We start from the raw sequence: 18,427 nt of genomic DNA, 5'->3' as shown, positions 1-18,427 counted from the left end.
GCGCGGTGTGGCCCGCCACATAAGCGAACTGCAACGCAGCATTGCGAAAAAACGGCCCCGTCCCTTAACCCGGCAATATTTTATTGCCGGGTTAATAATAAAAAGCTGGGTCAGAAATCAAACCCGGACACCAGCACCCGGTCGCCGCTGTCGATCCACCGCGACCAGGCTGCCGGTGGCGCTGTCGGTGACATATAGAACCCCCTGTTCTGCATCGAAAGCGGCGTCGCTCAGGACGGCTGACGCGTTGAAGGGGCTGCCGCCGCCAATCAGCTGCTCATCACCGCTGTTGAATTCGCCATCCGGGCCCCGGTCATGGCCGGAAATTACGCTGCGGTCGCCGGTGTCCAGATCCACAGCGATAACAGTGTCGTTGTTGGTCCCCAGGAATTGTGAATCCACTATCACCGCGCGGTTGTTGGCAGGGTCCAGAGAGACGGATTTCGGGGTCACCAGTACATTGCCACTGCCGGTAGCCTGATCCGAGATCACCGCCCGGTCGCCAGTGGCCAGATCCACGCTCATCAGGTGGCCTATATCTTCGTTAATTAACTGCACCAGCAGCAGGCGGTTGTTCTGCGTATCCAGCGTCGCGGATATCGGGTCCAGAATCGCCTGGCCGGTGCCGATGTCTGTCTCGTCGGTGCCGTCTCCCCTTGAGATCAGGGCGCGATCGCCACTGTCCAGATCCACCGCGACCAGGCCGCCCCTCTGGGCCACCAATACGCGGTTGTTGGCAGCATCCACCGCCACCGCCCGGATACTGCCGAATGCCGGCCCCCCGCCCACGGCATCACCGGAGAGGATGGAACGATCCCCGCTTTCCGGGTCCACGGCCACCACGACCTGCGCCGACGAATCAGCTACCAGCAAGCGGCGGTTGGCGGCATCCACCACCAGGTCTCGAGGGTTGCGCAACTGCGGGCCTTCCCCACGAATCTGGTTGGGGTTGTCCGCATCGAAGCCGGAGAGCGGGGCGCGGTCGCCGAGGGTGCTGCCCGGGATCAGGTTCATGCCGTAGAGCGATTGGTCTGCTCCACTCAGCACCACCGCCGCGGGTTGGCCGGAACTGGCGTTGGGCAGCAGTGCCACAGCGGCGAGGCGAAGGAAGTCCGGGCCGCTGCCCAGACTGTTTTCCAGCGGAAACCGGTCGCCGCTGCTCAGATCCACCACAAAGACCTTGTCGTGGCCCGTGTCGGTGGCCCAGATCCGGCTGGCGTCGCTGGGGTCAAACAGCATATCTCCGACCTCGTTGAGTCGAGGGCCTTTGCCGAGCTTGGTCCCTTCCTCGTCCGGCCCGGAGAGAGGGTCTTGCTGCCGTCGTTGAGATTGACACCCAAGAAGATGTCGCCACGACCGAAGCCCTCCCCTTCGGCAACCACGGCCAGCTCGCCGCCACCGGCGGGGTCAAATGCCACGGCGTGGGGGGAGGTGAATAGAGAATATTCCGCAGGTGGGGAGCAGTATGAATCGACAAACATTGACCGCGCCCGGATACCTGTCCAGATGCTGATGAGCGATAGCTATTATGAAGTCTGGAAAATGCAGCAGGATTTCGCCTTCAAAATCGCAAGAGCCATTAGCCGAGTAAATGGAGAGCCGCTATAGTAGCCGCCGGTAGGAACTCGCTGTGGGTTATGTCGCCGCCGAGGGTAGAAGTTGCGGTCTGGAAAGCGGCTATCGGCGCACTGCCCACCGATAGACTTGGCACTGGACGAGCAGGATTTGTGGCAGCGAACCCTCACAAAAAAACGAGTAAACAAAGGGGAAACCGGCATGAACCTGATCCGTACACTGCACTGGCCGCTGGCCGTAGTGGCAATACTGCTGGCCTTCGGCGCCTGCGGCGGCAAGAAAGAGGAAAAGTTCGGCGAGGCGGCGGTAGACGCAGGGGTATCGGAGCAGGTGGAAGCGGCCGGTGCCGGGGAGGTGGATAAGGATGCTGTAGCGCAGGCCTATGTGGAACTGGTGCTGGAACTGGGCAACCATGACGAGACCTATGTGGATGCCTACTACGGCCCCAAGGAGTGGAAGGAGAAGGCGGCCGCGAGCGCGGCGACGCCCGCCGACCTGGCCCGGCGCGCGAAGGAGTTGATACAGCAGCTGCCGGGCGAGATTGCCGCGGACGGCGCCATCGACAACCTGCGCGCTCACTACCTGAAGACCCAACTGCGCGCGGTGCAGGCCCACGCCGAGAGCCTGGCCCGAAACGGGGAAAGGAATTTCGCTCGCGAGGCGCAACTGCTCTACGACACCCAGCCGCCGCAGCAGGTATTTGCCGAGTTTGAGCCGGTACTCGCCGAGCTGGACGAGCTGCTCCCCGGGGACGGCCCCCTGCACCTGCGCGTCCAGGAATTCAAGAAACAGTTCGAAATCCCCGCGGACAAGCTGGAGGCGGTATTCGATGCCGCCATCGACGCCTGCCGAGAGCGCACCAAACAACATATCGGGCTGGCGGCCAATGAGAATTTCGTGCTGGAATATGTCACCGACAAACCCTGGAGCGGTTACAACTGGTACCAGGGCAATGCGCAGAGCCTGATCCAGGTGAACACCGAACTGCCGATCATGATCGACCGCGCCATAGACCTCGGTTGCCACGAGGGTTACCCCGGCCACCACACCTACAATGCGCTGCTGGAAGACGAACTGGTGAACAAGCGCGGTTGGGTGGAATACAGCATCTACCCGCTATTTAGCCCCCAGTCCCTGATCGCCGAGGGCAGCGCCAACTATGGCATCGAGCTGGCGTTTCCCGGCGGAGAAAAGATTGAGTTTGAAAAGTCAGTGCTGTACCCGCTCGCGGGACTGAATCCGGCCGATGCAGAAAAATACGATCGTGTATTGGAGTTGATCGAAAAACTCAGCTTCGCCGGCAACGAGATCGCCCGCCAGTATATCAACGGTGAAATCGACGGCGACGAGGTGGTGGAATTATTCCAGCAATACACCCTGATGAGCCCGGAAAAGGCCAGGCAGCGCCTGCGCTTCGTGGATGCCTACGGGGCCTATGTGATCAACTACAACTGGGGCAAGCAGCTGGTGGCGGACTATGTGGAGCAGGGCGCGGATTCTGTCGATGAACGCTGGCAGCGCTTTGGCAAATTGCTGTCGTCGCCGCGGCTGCCCTCTTCCCTTAACTGGTAGGCACGGGCGATGGACTACAAAGCTGCGCGCGATTATCTGCTCTCCCGCCCCGAAGCTGTCGAGGACTTCCCTTTCGGCCCGGATGCCGCGGTTTTCAAGATAAAAGACAAGATGTTCGCCCTGCTGAGCACCCGCAGGGGCGTAGTCAGCGTCAACCTCAAATGCGATCCCGACGAGGCCCAGGCGTTGCGGGATATTTTCCCGGGCGTGCTGCCCGGTTACCATATGAACAAGAAGCACTGGAACACGGTGTTGCTGGACGGCAGTGTGCCGAGCTATGAAATTGAGAGGATGATGGACAATTCCTACGGGCTGGTGGTCAAGGGGCTGCGGAAGGTCGAACGCGAAGCCCTGGAACTGGCTTACGGACCGGATGCGGTCTACCGATAAATGAATCAGGAGTAGTTGTGAACGAATTTATAGTCGATGTAACGGCGCAGAACGCCCAGCAGGTACTGATCGAGGAATCCATGAAACGCCCGGTGGTGGTGGATTTCTGGGCCGACTGGTGCGAGCCCTGCAAGCAGCTGATGCCGGTGCTGGAGAAGCTGGCCAAGGAATATGACGGCCAGTTCCTGCTCGCCAAGGTCAATGCGGACTCCGAGCAGATGCTGGCGGGCCAGTTGGGCGTGCGCAGCCTGCCCACGGTGATGGTGCTGAAGGACGGCCAGCCGGTGGACGGCTTTGCCGGCGCTCAGCCGGAGAAACAGATCCGCGAAATGCTGGACAAGTACCTGCCCAAACCCTGGGATCTGAAACTGCAGCAGGCCCAGGCGCTGGTGGCGGAGAACAGGCTGGACGAGGCACTGCCGGTCCTGCGCCAGGCTTACAGCGAGTCCGATGAGCGCGCGGATATCGCCAAGCAATTGGCGGCGGTGCTGCTGGAGCAGAATCGCACCCAGGAGGCGGAGACGGTGCTGGGCAAGATCATGCTGGCGGATCAGGACAGCGACTACCAGCAGTTGATGTCGCAGCTGGAACTCAAGCAGCAGGCGGCGGACTCTCCGGAGATCAAAGCTTTGCAGCAGGCGCTGGAAAAAAATCCGCAGGATTTCGATTCCGCCTACCAACTGGCGATACAGTACAGCCAGAACCAGCGCCACCAGGAGGCGCTGGACCTGCTGCTGGACATCCTGCGCCGGGATATGAATTTTGCCGACGGCGCTGCCAGGCAGGCCTACCTGGATATGGTGAAGAGCCTGGGGGCTGGTGATCCACTGGCGACACAGTACCAGCGCAAGCTGATGACCCTGCTTTATTGATTTGAATCGACTCTGTAGGAGCGGCCGTTGGCCGCGATCGATGTGGGAAAATATCGGCCGGCTATCGCGGCCAGCGATTGCTCCTACAGGGCTGGAGAAACCGTGTACAAACTCTGCGTCTATATTCCCGAAACCCACCTGGAGAAGGTGAAAACCGCACTGTTCGCCGCCGGCGCGGGCCGGATCGGCGACTACGACTGCTGTTGCTGGCAGGTGCCGGGCATCGGCCAGTTCCGCCCGCAGGCCGGCAGCCAGCCGTTTATCGGCGAGATCGGTGTAGTGGAACAGGTATCGGAATACCGGGTGGAGATGGTGTGCGCCGACGAGTTGGTGGACGCAGCGCTGGCCGCACTGCGCGAGGCACACCCCTATGAGGAGCCGGCGTTCGACCTGTGGAAATTGGACGAGCGCTGCGGTTGATCCGTATTCGCCTCCAGCGACGAACAAAGGTTTGCCCCTGCTTTTCCTGCATTCGTTTATAGTTTGCGGTGGATAACGCCGCGGTGCAGGGGATAGCCGCTCCCCTTGCGGTCCTCGAAATAGTGCTCGAGGGCCCGATGCATAATTGGGAAGGCCATTTCCTCCCAGGGGATTTCATCCTCCCCGAACAGCGCCACCTCCAGTGACTCGGGCCCCGGGCCGAAATCTGTATCAAGGAGCTCGCCGCGATAGATCAGGTACAACTGGTTGATATGCGGGATATCGTAGACGGTATAGAGATCGTTCACGCGAATATTCGCCCGCGCTTCCTCCCAGGACTCCCTAAGAGCCCCCTCCTCACTGGTCTCGCCGTTTTCCATAAAACCCGCCGGCAGGGTCCAGAGCCCCAGGCGCGGCTCTATGGCTCGCTTGCACAGCAGCACCCGGTCGCCGAGGTAGGGAAGCACGCCGACGATGACCCGGGGGTTGATATAGTGGATTGCGCCGCAATTCCCGCACAGGTGGCGGGGGCGGTCATCGCCCTGGGGAATGGAGAAAGTGACGGCGTCGCTGCCGCAGTAACTGCAGAATTTCATGGCGCCAGTATAACCGCGTCCGCGCCGGCCGTCAGTCTGTCGGAGCCGTGATCCAGGGAGGGTCGAGGATCAGCCATCGACCGGGGCGCGAACGATCCGGCGGGTCATGCAGTGCCCGCTACCGCGACCGTCAGTGAAGGCCACGCCAGCCCCCACTTGGCGCCTGCTCGCTATGTTTTCCAGCCGTTCCTAGAACCGGTTTGTCAGCTAAAGGGTCATAACGATCCGGCCTTCAATTTTTCCTTCCCTCATGCGGTCGAAAATGCTGTTGATATTGTCGATAGGCTCAGTGGTAAAGTGGGATTCCACTTTGCCGTCACCGGCAAACTCCAACGCCTCTTCAAGGTCCGCACGGGTGCCGACAATTGAGCCGCGAATGGTTTTGCGCGATAGCACCGTATCAAAGATATCGAGGTCGAAAGTGCCCGGAGGCAGGCCGTTGAGCACCATGGTGCCATGACGCCCCAGCATGCCCACACCCTGTGTGAATGCACTGCCGGAAACGGCGGTAACCAACACGCCGTTGGCGCCCCCCATTTGCTTCTGTACTTCAGCTACGGGATCTGTGTTTTTAGCGTTGAGGGTCAAATCCGCCCCCAGGGAACTGGCCAGTTTCAGCTTTTCATCGTCGATATCCACCGCAATCACTTTCATCCCCATGGCTTTGGCGTACTGAACGGCCATATGCCCGAGTCCGCCGATACCTGAAATCACGACAGTTTCTCCGGGCTTGCATTCGGTTTCCTTCAAGCCTTTGTAAACCGTTACCCCGGCGCAGAGAATCGGAGCGGAACTGTCGAACGCCAACCCTCTGGGCAAACGGGCGACATAATCAGCATCCGCCAGCACATACTCGGCAAAGCAGCCATTGACGGAATAACCGGTATTCAACTGTTCTCCACAGAGAGTCTCCCAACCTGTTACGCAATGGTGACAGTGTCTGCAGGCGGTGTGCAGCCAGGGTACCCCGACCCGGTCCCCCTCTTTGACAATCTTTACGCCTTCACCAACCTGAACCACAACACCGGACCCTTCGTGCCCGGGAATAAATGGCGGATTGGGCTTGACCGGCCAATCCCCTGCCGCGGCATGCAAATCGGTATGGCAAACGCCGGAGGCTTCTATTTTGACAAGAACTTTTCCTGGAGAAACATTGGGAACCGTCACTTCCTCGATGGATAACGGTTTGCCAAACTCATGTACAACGGCAGCTTTCATAGTCCTGGACATTTGGTGGCCCGCCTTTTTTCTCTGATTCTGTTGGTATGGAACCTGTTCACTAAAGCCCGCAGACCTCTGTCGTAGTTCGAACGACCCGTACGGCGCTCACTGCGCTTCGTCCCGGGCGAAAACGGCCTCAGTCGCCGGGATTACACACGGGGAGTATAGATAGGGCCAACGAGGCTGAATTGAGGTACATCAATCAACAGGTCAATTACCCTGCCGACGGCCAGGAGCGAGAAAACAATGATGGGTTAGGGGGTTGTTGTTGGCGCAACCTGCGATGCTTATGCTGCCTATAATGGTTTTATGGGTTTCATATTGTGATTGGAAGGCGACAAGTGACGATTGTAGCGGCCAATTTGATCACTTTCGGCTTTAGCGTATAGTTTGTACAGCCACCTTGTGAATTGGTGGTTTGAGCAGTGACCCTATGCTGGATGTAATCGAACACAAACTCGCCAAATTGAGCGGCCAATTGCTGGAAAAGGTACCGAAAGGCCCCGATTTACAGGGACATGCCGCGGTATTGCTGGCCCTGACCGAGGAGCCGGACCCGCAGGTCATCCTCACCCTTCGCGCCCGCCATCTCTCCACCCACTCCGGGGAAGTATCCCTGCCCGGCGGCCGCTGGGACGAAACCGATCCCTCGCTGGAGTTCACCGCCCTGCGGGAAACGGAGGAGGAGATCGGACTCCCCGCCGGCCAGATTCGCCTGCTGGGCCCGCTGTGGTCGCGCAGCACCCGCTGGCAGGTACAGGTCACTCCCTGGGTGGGCGTGGTTTCCCCCGATGTGAACCTGACCCCCAACCCCGGCGAACTGGATGCGGTTTTCCGCGTGCCGCTGTCGTTCTTCCTGGCCGATCCCCGTATCCGCACCGACCGGATCACTATCGACCAGCGCGCCGTCTACCTGCCCGCCTATCTCTACCGCGGCTACGAAATCTGGGGTTTTACCGCAGGCGTGCTGACCGAGTTCCTGGTCAAGGTACTGGATGCGCCTATAGGCCGGCGGGACGATGTGCCGCTGCGGGCATTGAATTAAGGCGAGCCGCATTGCTCTTGCCCGTAGGAGCGGCCCATGGCCGCGATCCCAGTTTTCAGTCAGCGCTGTTCCGGTCCCGCCGCCGGAAGCTTGTTGACCTCAAGCTTGCTTGAGGGCCTACCCTTACCGCATTGCTGTCAACCGCGTGCGTATAATGCGCGCCAGTTATTCGCGAGCAGAGCCATGCCCAGACCCAAATCCGATATCGCCCTGGACCAAGTGCACTGGGGCGCACTGAAGTCCCTGTTTCCCTACCTGCTGGAATTCAAGCGTGCGGTCTCGCTGGCGCTGCTGTGCCTGGTGGGGGCCAAGGTGGCGGGGGTGGGGTTGCCGTTTCTGCTCAAGCATATCGTCGACGACCTGGACAGCGCCGGCGGTGCGGCTCAGGCCGTCGCGCTGCCGCTGGGGCTGCTGTTGGCCTACGGCGCGGTGCGTTTTTCCAGCGTGCTGTTCGGCGAACTGCGCGATACGGTTTTCGGCCGCGTTACCGAACGCGCCCAGCGCCGGGTGGGGCTGGAGGTGTTCGAGCACCTGCACAGGCTGGATATGGATTTCCACCTCAACCGCCGCACCGGCGGCCTGTCGCGGGATATCGAGCGCGGCAACGCGGGCATCGGTTTCCTGATGCGCTTTATGGTGTTCAACATAGTGCCGACACTGGTGGAAATCGCCATGGTGGTGGGGCTGTTGTGGTGGAACTACAGTGCTGCCTTCGCGCTGCTGGTGCTGGGCGCGGTGGTGGCCTATATCGGCTTTTCCGTGGTGGCCACCGAGTGGCGCACCCGCTTCGTGCGCGAGCTGAACCAGGCGGAATCCCAGAGCAGCAGCCGCGCGGTGGACAGCCTGCTCAACTACGAGACGGTGAAATATTTCGGCAACGAAGCCCACGAGGCGCGCCACTACGACCGCGAGCTGGCTTTTTGGGAATCCGCGCGGCGCAAGAACCGCCTGTCCCTGTTCGGCCTCAACGCGGGCCAGGCGTTGATTATTGCCAGCGCCATGTGTGGCGCTATGGTGCTCGCCGCCGTCAATGTGACCCGCGACGCGATGACGATTGGCGACTTTGTGCTGATCAACGCCATCATGATGCAGATCTTTATCCCGCTGAATTTTCTCGGTTTTGTCTACCGGGAAATGAAAGGCGCCCTGGCGAATATCGAGAAAATGTTCGCGCTGCTCGCGGTGGAGCCGGCGGTAAGCGATAACCCCGATGCCCGCGAGCTGGAGGTGCGCAGCGGCCGTATCGATTTCGAGGAGGTACATTTCGGCTACCGCGAAGACCGGGAAATCCTCCGCGGTGTCAGCTTCTCGGTGGCGCCGCGGCAGAAAGTCGCCATCGTCGGCGCCAGCGGCGCCGGCAAGTCCACCCTGTTCAAGTTGCTCTTCCGCTTTTACGACGTCAGCGATGGCCGCATCCTGATCGACGGTCGGGACATCCGCGAGGTCGACCAGCAGTCCCTGCGCCGCGCCATCGGCGTGGTGCCCCAGGACGCGGTGCTGTTCAACCAGTCGATCCTGGAAAACGTGCGCTACGGCCGCGCGAACGCCAGCGACGAGGAAGTAATGGAGGCGATACGTCACGCGCAATTGGATGACTTTATCCGGCAGCTGCCGGAAGGGGCGGATACCCTGGTGGGGGAGCGTGGGCTGAAACTCTCCGGCGGTGAGAAACAGCGGGTGGCCATCGCCCGTGCACTGCTCAAGCGGCCCCCGATCATGGTGTTCGACGAAGCCACCTCATCCCTGGACAGCCGGTCCGAACGGGGCATTCTCGCCGCCATGGGGGAGATCGCCCGCGAGCAGACCACCCTGGTGATCGCCCACCGGCTGTCCACGGTGGTGGACGCGGATGTGATCCTGGTGATGGACCGGGGCCGTATCGTCGAGCGGGGTGCCCACGGCGAGCTGCTGGCCCGGGACGGCCACTACGCGGCGCTGTGGCGGATGCAGCAGCAGGAGCACAGTGCGGAAGCGCTACCTTCTGCTGTGTCATCCGTTTAGAAACCCTGTTTCAATTCAAGCTCTCGTTTACTCATCATACCGGTGCAGGAATGTCATGCCGGACTTGATCCGGTACCGGTATCCCGTTCGGTGGCAACTGCGTTCCGGCCTGCGCCGGAACGACGAGTCAATGAGAACCTGATTTGAAACAAAGTTCTTACAATCCCGACGGGCCATTTCCCCCTTCTTGATAAAACCACGGCGCCGGACTAATGTGGCGCCGGAGTAAAGATAACGACAGGCACAATTCCTATGAAAACGCCGATAAAAACTGTACAGATTGTCGCCACACTGCTGGCACTGATTTTTGTGTGCGCCTGCTCGCCGCGGGACAAGCAGGCGGAAAACGCGGAACAGACTGAAACTGAAGCCCGTATCGTCGAATCCGAAACGGTACCGGCGGCTAAAAAACAGCCGGTGGAAAACGCCGACGACCGCTTCGATATCTATGCCCCGGTGATTCTGAATGCGGACCTATCCGATCTCTCCGACAACCAGCGGCAGATGATCGGCCTGCTGATCGACGCCAGCAAGATCATGGACCACCTCTTCTGGCTGCAATCCTACGGCCCTGCGGAGGAGCTGTTGTCCAGTATCGAGGACAGCCGCAAGCGCGAATTCGCCAAAATCAATTACGGCCCCTGGGACCGCCTGAACAACAACGAGCCCTTTATCAAAGGCTATGGCCCCAAACCGCTGGGGGCCAACTTCTACCCCGCGGATATGACCAAAGCCGAATTCGAAGCCTGGAAACAGCCCGGCAAGGATGGCCTCTACTCCCTGGTGCGCCGCAACACTGAGGGCAAGCTGGAACTGGTGCCCTACAGCCAGGCCTACAAGGATCAGTTGACCCGCGCCGCAGAAATCCTGCGCGAGGCCGGCGGGCTGGCGAAGGACGAGGAGTTCGCCAACTACCTGCGCCTGCGCGCCGATGCCCTGGTGAGCGACGACTTCCGTCCCAGCGATATGGCCTGGATGGATATGAAGAACAATGCCATCGACGTGGTGATCGGCCCTATCGAAAACTACGAGGACCAGCTGTTCGCTTACCGCACCGCCTACGAATCCTATGTGCTGTTGAAAGACAAGGAGTGGAGCGAAAAGCTGGCCAAGTTCGCCGCCTTCCTGCCGGAACTGCAAAAGGGCCTGCCGGTAGCGGAGAAGTACAAATCGGAAACACCGGGCACCGACTCCGACCTGAATGCCTACGATGTGCTCTACTACGCGGGCCACAGCAACGCCGGCTCCAAGACCATCGCCATCAACCTACCCAACGACGAAGAGGTGCAACTGGCCAAGGGCACCCGCCGCCTGCAGCTGAAGAACGCCATGCGCGCCAAGTTCGACAAGATACTGGTGCCCATCAGCGACCTGCTGATCGCCGACGACCAGCGCAAGCACATCACCTTCCCGGCCTTCTTCGCCAACACCATGTTCCACGAAGTGGCCCACGGCTTGGGCATCAAGAAGACCGTTACCGACGGCGACTCTGAACCTCAAAACGTGCGCCAGGCATTGAAGGAGTCCTCCTCCGCATTGGAAGAGGGCAAGGCGGATATCCTCGGACTGTATATGGTGACCGAGCTGCACGGGAAGGGCGAACTGGAAGACGGCGAACTGATGGACAACTACGTCACCTTCCTCGCCAGCATTTTCCGCAGCGTGCGCTTCGGCGCCGCCAGCGCCCACGGCAAGGCCAATATGATGCGCTTCAACTTCTTCAAGGAGCAGGGCGCCTTTACCCGCGATGCCGAAACCGGCGAGTACAGTGTGGATTTCGACAAGATGCAGGACGCGATGACCAAACTGTCGAACCTGATCCTCACCATCCAGGGCGACGGCGACTACGCCAAAGCCAAACAACTGCTGGACAGCAAGGGCGTGGTCGGTGCCGAACTCCAAGCCGACCTGGACCGCCTGTCGGAAGCGGATATTCCGGTGGACGTGACCTTTATCCAGGGCAGGGAAGTGCTGGGCCTGAAATAGGATAAAGCCGCTGGCACGGCCCCGCTTGTGGGCCGTTGCCATTGGTCCGGCAGGTGAACAGTTCCCTGCTGTTCATCCGCGAGAACACCGGCCGTTTTCATATCGACTCCTCAGTCTTTGCGCTCGCTCCCCTTTCCGGCCAGCCGCGACACAGAAGTTCCTTTCTGTCGCTTCCGAAAATGACTAGTACACGATGCCGCCCGCTCCTAAACTGGCCCGCAACCAGAGGAGATTGCCGTGCAACTCGACCACAGTATCTGTTCCAGCGCCCGCCTCGCCCGTGACCGGCGGTTCGACGGGCGATTCTTTACCGCGGTGAAGACCACCCGGATCTTCTGCCGGCCCATCTGCCCCGCGCGGCCCCCGCTGGAGCGCAATGTCACCTACTACGCCACCGCCGCTGAGGCGGCGAACGCGGGCTACCGGCCCTGCCTGCGCTGCCGGCCGGATGCGGCGCCGGGCAGTCCGGCCTGGGGGCTGGTGTCCACCACGGTGCAGCGGGCGCTGAAGCTGATGCGTAGCGAGCGCGAGGCCCAGTCCATCGAGACGCTGGCGGACAGGCTCGGGGTCAGCAGCCGCTACCTGCGCCAGCTGTTCGCGGAGCACCTGGGGGTGAGCCCGCTGGCGGTGTGGCAGGCGGAGCGGGCGCTGTTCGCGTTCGGGCTGCTGCGGGATACCGGCCTGCCGGTGTCGCAGATTGCCTACGAGTCCGGCTTCAACAGCCTGCGCCGCTTCAACGGGGTGTTCAAACATATCTACCGGCGCACGCCCTCGGATGTGCGCCGGGAATCGGTGGAGGGGGAGGCGGGTGGCGCCGGGGCTTCGGGTACCCGCCTCTACCTCCACTACCGGCCGCCGTTCCACTGGCGGGAACTGCTGGCGTTTTTCCGCGCCCGGGCTCTTGCCGGTGTGGAGCAGGTGGAGGACGAGGTGTACCGCCGCAGCTTTGTGCTGGACGGGGTGCGCGGTGTGCTGCGGGTGCGCGACCAAGGGTCGAAAAACCGCTTGGTGGTGGAGGTCTCCGGGGAGGGCGGCGCGGCGCTCTACCTGCTGAACCAGCGCCTGCGCCGGCTGTTCGACCTGGATGCGGATACTGCGGAGATCACCGCGCAGCTGGCTGCGGACCCGCTGCTCGCGCGGGAGCTCGCCCGCACACCGGGGGTGCGCCTGCCCGGAGCCTGGGACCCGTTCGAATACGCCATGCGGGCGATTCTCGGCCAGCAAATCTCGGTCGCTGCGGCCACCACCATCGCCGGGCGGGTGGTGGCTCGCTATGGCGAATCCTTTGTCGACGACTCGGGGGAGGAGCACCGGCTGTTTCCAGCTCCGCAGCAACTGGCGGATGCCGATTTCGACGGCCTGGGACTGACCCGCGCGAGGGCGCAGACCCTGCGCGAATTCGTCGCCGCCACCCTGGACGGGCGGGTGAATTTCGCCGAAACGGAGCTGGCCGACTGGTGTGCCCGGGTCACCGCGCTGCCGGGTATCGGCGACTGGACCGCGCAGTACATCGCCATGCGCGGCCTGTCCATGCCGGACGCCTTCCCCGCATCCGACCTGGGCATACTGCAGGCACTTGGGAAAAACGGCGAGAAAGCCAAACCGACGCAGGCCCTGGCACGGGCCGAGAACTGGCGGCCCTGGCGGGCCTACGGCGCGCTGCTGTTGTGGCAGTCGCTAAAGAATGGAGAGGATCAATGATCAGTTATGAAATTTACTCCACCGGATTCGGCGAGGTGGGTATAGCCGCAGACGACGAGGGCATAGTGGCACTGGAGTTCCACAGCGCCGAGCGCCCCATGCGACTGGAGAAAGACTGGCAGCGGCAGTCCACGGCGCAGACCGACCTGGCCGCGCGGCAACTGGAGGAATACTTCGCCGGTGGGCGCCGGGATTTCGAGCTGCCGCTGAATCCCCGCGGCACGGATTTCCAGCGTCGCGTCTGGGATGAGCTGCTGCGCATTCCCTACGGGAACACCCGCAGCTACCGGGAGCAGGCGGAGGCGCTGGGCAACCTGAAGGCGATCCGAGCGGTGGCGCGGGCCAACGGCGCCAACCGCATTGCGGTGGTGATCCCCTGTCACCGGGTGATCGGTGCCGACGGCAGCCTGACCGGCTACGCTGGCGGGCTGGAGATGAAGGCGCGGCTGCTGACCCTGGAAGGGGCTGGTTTCGTACAACAGAATCAGCTGTTGTAACCTCTGGGACCGTGGAGTTCCAGCTCCGCAAGGCGGCGCAGCCGCCCCTGGCAAAAGCGCAAGATCCATCCGCTGGCCACAATCCCCTCAGACCGCGATAATAGCGCGCCTGAATGATCGGAACGCGGGAGTCAAATGCTGTACAAACTGGGTGAAAAACAACCGCAACTGGAAGGCGAGGGGCACTATATCGCCCCGGGGGCCCAGGTAATCGGCGATGTGCAACTGCTCGGCCACAGCTCCGTGTGGTTCAACGCCGTGGTGCGCGGCGATTGCGACCGGATCACCATCGGCGAATACAGCAATATCCAGGACGGCGCGGTGCTGCACACTGACCCCGGTATTCCCCTTACCATCGGCAAGGGGGTGACTGTCGGCCACAAGGCGATGCTGCACGGCTGCGGAATAGGTGACTATAGTCTGATCGGGATCAATGCGGTGGTGCTGAACGGGGCCAGGATCGGCAACTGCTGTATTGTCGGCGCCAACGCCCTGGTCACCGAGGGCACCGAGATCCCCGATTATTCCCTGGTGCTGGGCACCCCGGGCAAGGTGGTCAAAACCCTCGACGAATCCACCTTCGAACTGCTCAAGGCCAGCAGCGACCACTACGCGGCCAACGGCCGGTATTTTTCCGAACAGCTCACCCCGGTTTCCGATTCGTGAGGTCAGAGAGAGAAGCGGCGGCCGGGCGGCCGGTAAAATCCCCCTGTATTTCCGTGTGCGCACTCAACAGCGACGATATCTGCGAGGGCTGCTTTCGCAGCGGCCGGGAGATCAGCCGGTGGGGCGTCATGTGCGATGACGAGCGGCGGCAGGTATTGCACAGCTGTACAGAGCGCGCGCGGCAGATGGGCCGCCTCTGGTAAAGAATTTTAAAAATACCTTGTAGGAGCGGCCGCTCCTACAGGTTAAGTTGCCGAGAATTAGATCGAAAAAACATGACCCAACCTTTTGTCCACTTAAGAGCCCACTCCGAGTTTTCCCTGATCGATGGCCTGGTGCGCATTAAGCCGCTGGTGGCCCGCGCGGGAGAGCTGCAGATGCCGGCACTGGCGCTCACCGACCAGACCAATTTCTACGGCCAGATCAAGTTCTACAAAGCCTGCCTGGGTGCCGGTATCAAACCGATTACCGGTGCGGATTTCTGGCTCAGCGAGGGCGGTGAGGACAAGCCCACGCTGATCACCCTCTACGCCATGAACGGCGACGGCTACCGCAATATCACCGAGCTGATCTCCCGCGCCTGGATGGAAGGGCAGTACCACGGCCAGGCCTATATCCGCCGCCAGTGGCTGAAGGAGTATAGCGCCGGGGTGCTGGCACTTTCCGGGGCCAGGTTCGGCGATGTGGGCCGCGCGCTGGTGGCCGGGCGCACTGCCCAGGCGCGGGACCTGGCCGGGGAGTGGGCGCAGACCTTTCCCGGGCGCTACTACCTGGAACTGCAGCGCACCGGCCGCCCCGGGGAGGAGGAATACCTGCACGGCGCGGTGGCTCTGGCGCAGGAACTGCAACTGCCGGTGGTGGCCACTAACGACGTGCGCTTCCTCGAAGAGAGCGAGTTCGAGGCCCATGAAGTGCGGGTGTGCATTCACGAGGGCCGCGCGCTGGACGACCCCAGGCGCGAGCGCCGCTATTCCCCGCAGCAGTATTTTCGCACCCCCGAGGAAATGTGGGAGCTGTTCAGCGATATCCCCGAGGCGCTGCACAACACTGTGGAAATCGCCAAGCGCTGTACCTCGCCGATCCAGTTGGGCAAGTATTTCCTGCCGGAATACCCGATTCCCGAGGGCATGACCGAAAACCAGTTCTTCGAGAAGGTTTCCTTCGATGGGCTGGAGCGGCGCCTGGAAAAAATTCTCGACAAGTCCGCGCCGGATTACGCTTCGCGACGCAAGGTCTACGAGGACCGGTTGCGCTTCGAGCTGGACATCATTATCCAGATGGGCTTTCCAGGCTACTTCCTGATCGTGATGGACTTTATCCAGTGGGCCAAGGAACACGATATCCCGGTGGGGCCGGGGCGGGGTTCCGGCGCCGGCTCGCTGGTGGCCTATTCCCTGGATATCACCGACCTGGACCCGTTGCAGTACGACCTGCTGTTCGAGCGCTTCCTCAACCCGGAGCGGGTATCCATGCCCGACTTCGACGTGGACTTCTGCATGGAGAAGCGCGACCGGGTGATCGGCTATGTGGCGGACAACTACGGCCGCCAAGCGGTGAGCCAGATCATCACCTTCGGCACCATGGCCGCCAAGGCGGTAGTGCGCGACGTGGCGCGGGTGCAGGGCAAATCCTACGGCCTGGCCGACAAGCTGTCGAAAATGATTCCGCCGGACGTGGGAATGACCCTGCAGAAGGCGTTCGACCAGGAAGAAATCCTGCGCGAATTCCTGGAAAGCGACGAAGAGGCCCAGGAAATCTGGGAGATGGCGGTGCAGCTGGAAGGGGTTGCGCGCAACGTGGGCAAGCACGCCGGCGGCGTGGTGATCGCCCCCACCAAACTCACGGATTTCGCGCCGCTCTACTGCGACGAGTCCGGCGGCGGTCTGGTGACCCAGTTCGACAAGAACGACGTGGAAGACGCCGGGCTGGTGAAATTCGACTTCCTCGGCCTGCGCACTCTCACCATCATCGATTGGGCCAAGCGCATGGTGGATGAGCAGCGCGCGCGGGAGGGGCTCGAACCGCTGGACATCGTCGCGCTGCCGCTGGACGACGCACCCACCTTCAAGATGCTGAAAAGGGCCGAGACCACCGCGGTGTTCCAGTTGGAATCCCGCGGCATGAAGGACCTGATCAAGCGCCTGCAGCCGGACAACCTGGAGGACATGATCGCCCTGGTGGCCCTGTTCCGCCCGGGCCCGCTGCAGTCCGGCATGGTGGACGACTTTATCAACCGCAAGCACGGCCGCGCCCAGGTGGCCTACCCGGACGCGAAATACCAGCACGAGAAACTGAAGCCGATCCTCGAGCCCACCTACGGCGTTATCGTCTACCAGGAACAGGTGATGCAGATCGCCCAGGAGCTGGCGGGCTACACCCTCGGCGGCGCCGACCTGCTGCGCCGGGCCATGGGTAAGAAAAAGCCCGAGGAGATGGCCAAGCAGCGGGAGATCTTTGAAAGCGGCGCGAAGGAGCAGGGGGTCGATCCGGATCTCGCGATCAAGATCTTCGACCTGGTGGAGAAGTTCGCCGGCTACGGCTTTAACAAATCGCATTCGGCCGCGTACGCCCTGGTGTCCTACCAGACCGCCTGGCTCAAGGCTCACTACCCGGCGCAGTTCATGGCCGCCACCATGTCCTCGGACATGGACAAGACCGACAAGGTGGTGACCTTTATCGAAGAGTGCCGGGCCATGAAGTTGGAGCTGGTGCCGCCGGACGTGAACCTGGGCAGCTACCAGTTCTCGGTGGACATCGACAACCGCATCATCTACGGCCTGGGTGCCATCAAGGGCCTGGGTGAGGGGCCGGTGGAAAATATCATCGCGGTGCGCAAAGAGGGCGGGCCCTTTAGCGACCTGTTCGACTTTTGCTCCCGCATCGACCCGCGCAAGGTGAACAAGCGCGCCCTGGAGGCGCTGGTGCGCTCCGGCGCGCTGGACAGCATCGGCCCCAGCGCCGACGGCGACGACGGCCTAAACTACTCCCGCGCGGTGCTGTTCAACGCGGTGGACGAGGCGGTCAAGGCGGCGGAGCAGCAGGCCGCGAATGCCAGCGCCGGGATGATGGACCTGTTCGGCGAAGTGGTGCCCTCCGCGGCGGAGGGGGACGTCTACGCCGAGTTCCGCCGCGCGCGCCCCTGGGGTATCCGCGAGCGTTTGGAGGGAGAGAAGAATACCCTCGGTCTCTATCTCACCGGCCACCCCATCGACGAATACGAAGACGAGCTGCAGCACCTGGTCAAGGCGCGTATCGCCGACCTGAAGCCGGGCCGGGAAGCACAAAAGGTGGCGGGCCTGGTGGTGGCCATGCGGGTAATGAAAACCAAGCGCGGCGACTCCATGGCCATCGTGACCCTGGACGACAGAAGTGCCCGCCTGGAAGCGGCGGTGTTCAGCGAGGCCTTTGGTGAGCACCGGGAAAAGCTTGCCAAGGACTCCCTATTGGTACTGGACGGCCCCGTCTCCCATGACGATTACAGCGGCGGCCTCAAGATGACCGTCAACAATGTGTCCACCCTGGATGAACTGCGCCAGGGCAGTGTGACCGGCGTACGTTTGCAGCTGGACAGCGCCACCGCACCGCGGGGGCTGGCCAGGCGGCTGGCCGCCTGCCTGCAGCCTTATACCAATGGCCCCGGCAGCAACTGCGGTGTCACCCTGGAAGTGGCGCGCAGCGATGCCCGCGGTATCTATCGGTTGCCCGGCGAGTGGAATGTGGAGCCCAACGATCAGTTGGTGCAGTCATTGCGCGAACTGCTCGGTCGGCAGCGGGTGGTGCTCAACTACAACGAGCGGCAGGCTCGACTAGCTGGTTCTATCCCGGTAAGCTAGCCGCCATTTTTATACGACCGTTTTCGTGGCCGAATGCAACTTGGCGGCAGGC

General features: G+C 61.8%; 15 protein-coding genes. 12 read left to right on the top strand and 3 right to left on the bottom strand.

The window, feature by feature from the left end:
* Nucleotides 1-117: 117 nt before the first annotated feature.
* Nucleotides 118-1,239, bottom strand: a complete 1,122-nt coding sequence (locus FHS09_RS12920) for a YncE family protein (RefSeq protein ID WP_183460531.1) — start codon at nucleotides 1,237-1,239, stop codon at nucleotides 118-120.
* A 537-nt stretch (nucleotides 1,240-1,776) separates the two neighbouring features.
* Between FHS09_RS12920 and FHS09_RS12915 the strand changes: the two genes are divergently transcribed.
* From FHS09_RS12915 to FHS09_RS12900, 4 genes are all read left to right on the top strand, one after another.
* A complete protein-coding gene (locus FHS09_RS12915) occupies nucleotides 1,777-3,147 on the top strand; it encodes a hypothetical protein (protein WP_183460529.1) in 1,371 nt (456 codons plus the stop codon).
* A gap of 9 nt (nucleotides 3,148-3,156) precedes the next feature.
* Nucleotides 3,157-3,537, top strand: a complete 381-nt coding sequence (locus FHS09_RS12910) for an MmcQ/YjbR family DNA-binding protein (protein WP_183460527.1) — start codon at nucleotides 3,157-3,159, stop codon at nucleotides 3,535-3,537.
* A gap of 17 nt (nucleotides 3,538-3,554) precedes the next feature.
* Nucleotides 3,555-4,409: a thioredoxin gene (gene trxA / locus FHS09_RS12905; protein ID WP_183460525.1), complete on the top strand. Its 855-nt coding sequence runs from the start codon at nucleotides 3,555-3,557 to the stop codon at nucleotides 4,407-4,409.
* Nucleotides 4,410-4,511: 102 nt separating this feature from the next.
* Entirely contained in the window at nucleotides 4,512-4,829 is a 318-nt protein-coding gene (locus FHS09_RS12900; RefSeq protein WP_183460635.1) for a YqfO family protein, read from the top strand.
* A gap of 56 nt (nucleotides 4,830-4,885) precedes the next feature.
* Here FHS09_RS12900 and FHS09_RS12895 read toward each other — a convergent pair whose 3' ends face one another.
* Complete coding sequence (locus FHS09_RS12895) at nucleotides 4,886-5,425, bottom strand: NUDIX hydrolase (RefSeq protein ID WP_183460523.1); 540 nt, start codon at nucleotides 5,423-5,425, stop codon at nucleotides 4,886-4,888.
* Between the two features lie 207 nt (nucleotides 5,426-5,632).
* Nucleotides 5,633-6,655 carry an alcohol dehydrogenase AdhP gene (adhP, locus tag FHS09_RS12890; protein WP_183460521.1) on the bottom strand — a complete coding sequence of 341 codons (1,023 nt, stop codon included), beginning with the start codon at nucleotides 6,653-6,655 and terminating at the stop codon, nucleotides 5,633-5,635.
* A 424-nt stretch (nucleotides 6,656-7,079) separates the two neighbouring features.
* Between adhP and FHS09_RS12885 the strand changes: the two genes are divergently transcribed.
* The 8 genes from FHS09_RS12885 to dnaE all read left to right on the top strand — a co-directional run bounded on the left by FHS09_RS12885 (nucleotide 7,080) and on the right by dnaE (nucleotide 18,375).
* Nucleotides 7,080-7,691, top strand: a complete 612-nt coding sequence (locus FHS09_RS12885) for an NUDIX hydrolase (protein ID WP_183460519.1) — start codon at nucleotides 7,080-7,082, stop codon at nucleotides 7,689-7,691.
* Nucleotides 7,692-7,874: 183 nt separating this feature from the next.
* The gene (locus tag FHS09_RS12880; RefSeq protein ID WP_183460517.1) at nucleotides 7,875-9,692 is read left to right on the top strand and encodes an ABCB family ABC transporter ATP-binding protein/permease; all 1,818 of its coding nucleotides are present in this window, start codon (nucleotides 7,875-7,877) and stop codon (nucleotides 9,690-9,692) included.
* Between the two features lie 252 nt (nucleotides 9,693-9,944).
* A complete protein-coding gene (locus FHS09_RS12875; protein WP_183460515.1) occupies nucleotides 9,945-11,678 on the top strand; it encodes a dipeptidyl-peptidase 3 family protein in 1,734 nt (577 codons plus the stop codon).
* A gap of 237 nt (nucleotides 11,679-11,915) precedes the next feature.
* Nucleotides 11,916-13,379: an AlkA N-terminal domain-containing protein gene (locus FHS09_RS12870; RefSeq protein WP_183460513.1), complete on the top strand. Its 1,464-nt coding sequence runs from the start codon at nucleotides 11,916-11,918 to the stop codon at nucleotides 13,377-13,379.
* Entirely contained in the window at nucleotides 13,376-13,876 is a 501-nt protein-coding gene (locus tag FHS09_RS12865) for a methylated-DNA--[protein]-cysteine S-methyltransferase (RefSeq protein WP_183460511.1), read from the top strand. Before FHS09_RS12870 ends, FHS09_RS12865 begins: the two co-directional genes overlap by 4 nt.
* Nucleotides 13,877-14,011: 135 nt before the next feature.
* A complete protein-coding gene (locus FHS09_RS12860; RefSeq protein WP_183460509.1) occupies nucleotides 14,012-14,542 on the top strand; it encodes a gamma carbonic anhydrase family protein in 531 nt (176 codons plus the stop codon).
* Complete coding sequence (locus FHS09_RS12855; protein WP_183460507.1) at nucleotides 14,539-14,745, top strand: DUF1289 domain-containing protein; 207 nt, start codon at nucleotides 14,539-14,541, stop codon at nucleotides 14,743-14,745. Before FHS09_RS12860 ends, FHS09_RS12855 begins: the two co-directional genes overlap by 4 nt.
* Nucleotides 14,746-14,817: 72 nt before the next feature.
* Nucleotides 14,818-18,375, top strand: coding sequence for a DNA polymerase III subunit alpha (gene dnaE / locus FHS09_RS12850; protein ID WP_183460505.1), 3,558 nt, complete (start codon nucleotides 14,818-14,820; stop codon nucleotides 18,373-18,375).
* Nucleotides 18,376-18,427 lie beyond the last annotated feature (52 nt).

It is taken from the genome of Microbulbifer rhizosphaerae (assembly GCF_014191725.1).
GTDB lineage: Bacteria > Pseudomonadota > Gammaproteobacteria > Pseudomonadales > Cellvibrionaceae > Microbulbifer > Microbulbifer rhizosphaerae.
This window is presented reverse-complemented; position numbering and strand designations above follow the sequence as displayed.